The organism is Mycobacterium sp. E3247 (assembly GCF_001667785.1).
Lineage (GTDB): Bacteria > Actinomycetota > Actinomycetes > Mycobacteriales > Mycobacteriaceae > Mycobacterium.
The window spans coordinates 1-2,196 of sequence record NZ_LZJG01000129.1; the positions used below are offsets into that span (position 1 = coordinate 1).

At 70.3% G+C, this 2,196-nt stretch carries 3 protein-coding genes; 2 read left to right on the plus strand and 1 reads right to left on the minus strand.

Annotated elements, in window-relative coordinates:
* Together A9X04_RS31320 and nuoN are read left to right on the plus strand one after the other, a co-directional pair.
* A partial coding sequence (locus A9X04_RS31320; protein WP_231985670.1) for a hypothetical protein occupies nt 1–144 on the plus strand: 144 nt, incomplete at its 5' end.
* A complete protein-coding gene (gene nuoN / locus A9X04_RS06925) occupies nt 141–1,730 on the plus strand; it encodes an NADH-quinone oxidoreductase subunit NuoN (RefSeq protein WP_067918916.1) in 1,590 nt (529 codons plus the stop codon). The genes A9X04_RS31320 and nuoN, both read left to right, overlap by 4 nt.
* A 2-nt stretch (nt 1,731–1,732) precedes the next feature.
* Here the strand turns inward: nuoN and A9X04_RS30835 are convergent, their stop codons facing one another.
* Nucleotides 1,733–2,173, minus strand: a complete 441-nt coding sequence (locus tag A9X04_RS30835) for a hypothetical protein (protein WP_369828925.1) — start codon at nt 2,171–2,173, stop codon at nt 1,733–1,735.
* Nucleotides 2,174–2,196: the final 23 nt, after the last annotated feature.

The window sequence follows — 2,196 nt, forward strand, 5'->3', positions numbered from 1 at the left end:
CTCGGCGTCTACCCCAAGCCGGTGCTGGACATCATCAACCCCGCCGTCGAGAACACCATGACCACCATCGGTCAGCACGATCCCGCGCCGAGCGTGCCGGCAGTCAACCGCGTACCCCGGACAGCCGAAGGACCGCGCCAATGACCCTTCCCACCCCCAGCATCGAGTACTTCCTGCTCTGCCCGACGCTCATCGTCTTCGGCGTCGCGGTCGTCGGCGTCCTCGCGGAAGCGTTCCTGCCCAGGCGAATTCGCTACGTCGCCCAGGTGACGCTCGCCCTGGCCGGCCTCGTCGCGGCATTCGTGGCGACCGTGGAGGTGGCCGAGTCGCTGCCGGCCTCCGGCCGGGCGGCCGTGCTGGGGGCGATGGCCATCGACCGGCCGACCCTGTACCTGCAGGGCACCGTGCTGCTGGTCGCGGTGCTGGCCGTCATCTTCATGGCCGAACGCACGCAGACCAAGGCGGAGAACAAGGTCGCCGCGGGGGTCGGCGCCGCCGGATCGGCCGGCCTGGACTCCTTCACCCCGCAGGCGTCCGCCGTGCCCGGCAGCGACGCCGAGCGTGACGCCGAGCGGGCCGGGGCCGCGCAGACGGAGCTGTTCCCCCTGGCCATGCTGTCCGTCGGCGGCATGATGGTCTTCCCCGCCTCCAACGACCTGCTGACGATGTTCGTTGCGCTCGAGGTTCTTTCGCTGCCGCTGTACCTGATGTGCGGCCTGGCCCGGCATCGGCGGCTGCTGTCGCAGGAAGCGGCGATGAAGTACTTCCTGCTGGGCGCGTTCTCCTCGGCGTTCTTCCTGTACGGCGTGGCGCTGCTGTACGGCGCGACCGGCACGCTGCTGCTGACCGGCATCCGCGACGCGCTGGCGGCGCACGGAGACACGTCGATGGCGCTGGTGGGCGTGGCCCTGCTGTCGGTCGGCCTGCTGTTCAAAGTGGGTGCGGTCCCGTTCCATTCGTGGATCCCGGACGTCTACCAGGGCGCCCCCACCCCGATCACCGGGTTCATGGCCGCGGCCACCAAGGTCGCCGCCTTCGGCGCGCTGCTGCGGGTGGTCTATGTCGCGCTGCCACCGCTGCACGATCAATGGCGGCCGGTGCTGTGGACGATCTCGATTCTGACCATGGCGGTGGGCACCATCACCGCGGTGAACCAGACCGACGTCAAGCGCATGCTGGCGTACTCGTCGGTCGCCCACGTCGGGTTCATCCTCACCGGCGTCATCGCCGACAACCAGGCGGGGCTGTCGTCCACGCTGTTCTACCTGCTCGCCTACAGCTTCAGCACCGTCGGCGCGTTCGCCATCGTGAGCCTGATTCGCGATGCCGACGGCGTCGAGGACGCCACGCTGTCCCATTGGGCGGGGCTCGGGCAGCGCTCACCCATTGTGGGCGTGATGTTTTCGATGTTCCTGCTGGCCTTCGCCGGCATCCCGCTGACGAGCGGTTTCGTCAGCAAGCTCGCGGTTTTCAAGGCCGCGGCGCAGGGCGGCGCGGCGCCCCTGGTGATCATCGGTGTGGTCGCCAGCGGGATCGCCGCCTACTTCTACGTGCGGGTGATCGTGTCGATGTTCTTCACCGAGGCGACCGACGACACCCCCCACGTGGTTGAGCCCGGCATTCTGAGCAAGGCCGCGATCGCGGTGTGCGCCTTGGTCACAGTGCTTCTGGGCATTTTCCCGCAGCCGCTGCTCGACCTGGCCGACCACGCCGCCCAGCTGCTGCACTGACATCAGCTCAGGAACGGGCGCACGGCCAGCACGTAGGCGGCCAGCGCCACCAGCGGCGCGACCAACGGCAACCACGGCAACTGCAGCGGGGAGGACGCCGCGACCCACCCCGCGACGGTGAATCCGACGGCGCCGACGACGGTCGGCACGCTCCCCAGCACCGCCCCGGCCCCGGCGCCGGCCGCGTGCCGGCAGACCAGGTACCCGGCGGCGCACAGCCCGGAGAGCGCGACGAACACGGGCGACGGTTCGGACAGCACGATGGTGAGCACCGACAGCAGCACGGCAAGCGTCGCCGCGGGGCGAAACACCGTTCCCGCCACCACCGCACCCAGCGCCGCCGCCCAGCCGGCCACCGCGGGTTCGTGCGAGCCGTCGGCGGCCAGGCCCACCATCAGCAGCCCGAACACGACGGAGAACACCGGGGCCCAGAGCCGCGGCAGTGCCGTCCCACGGTCGCTAGCCA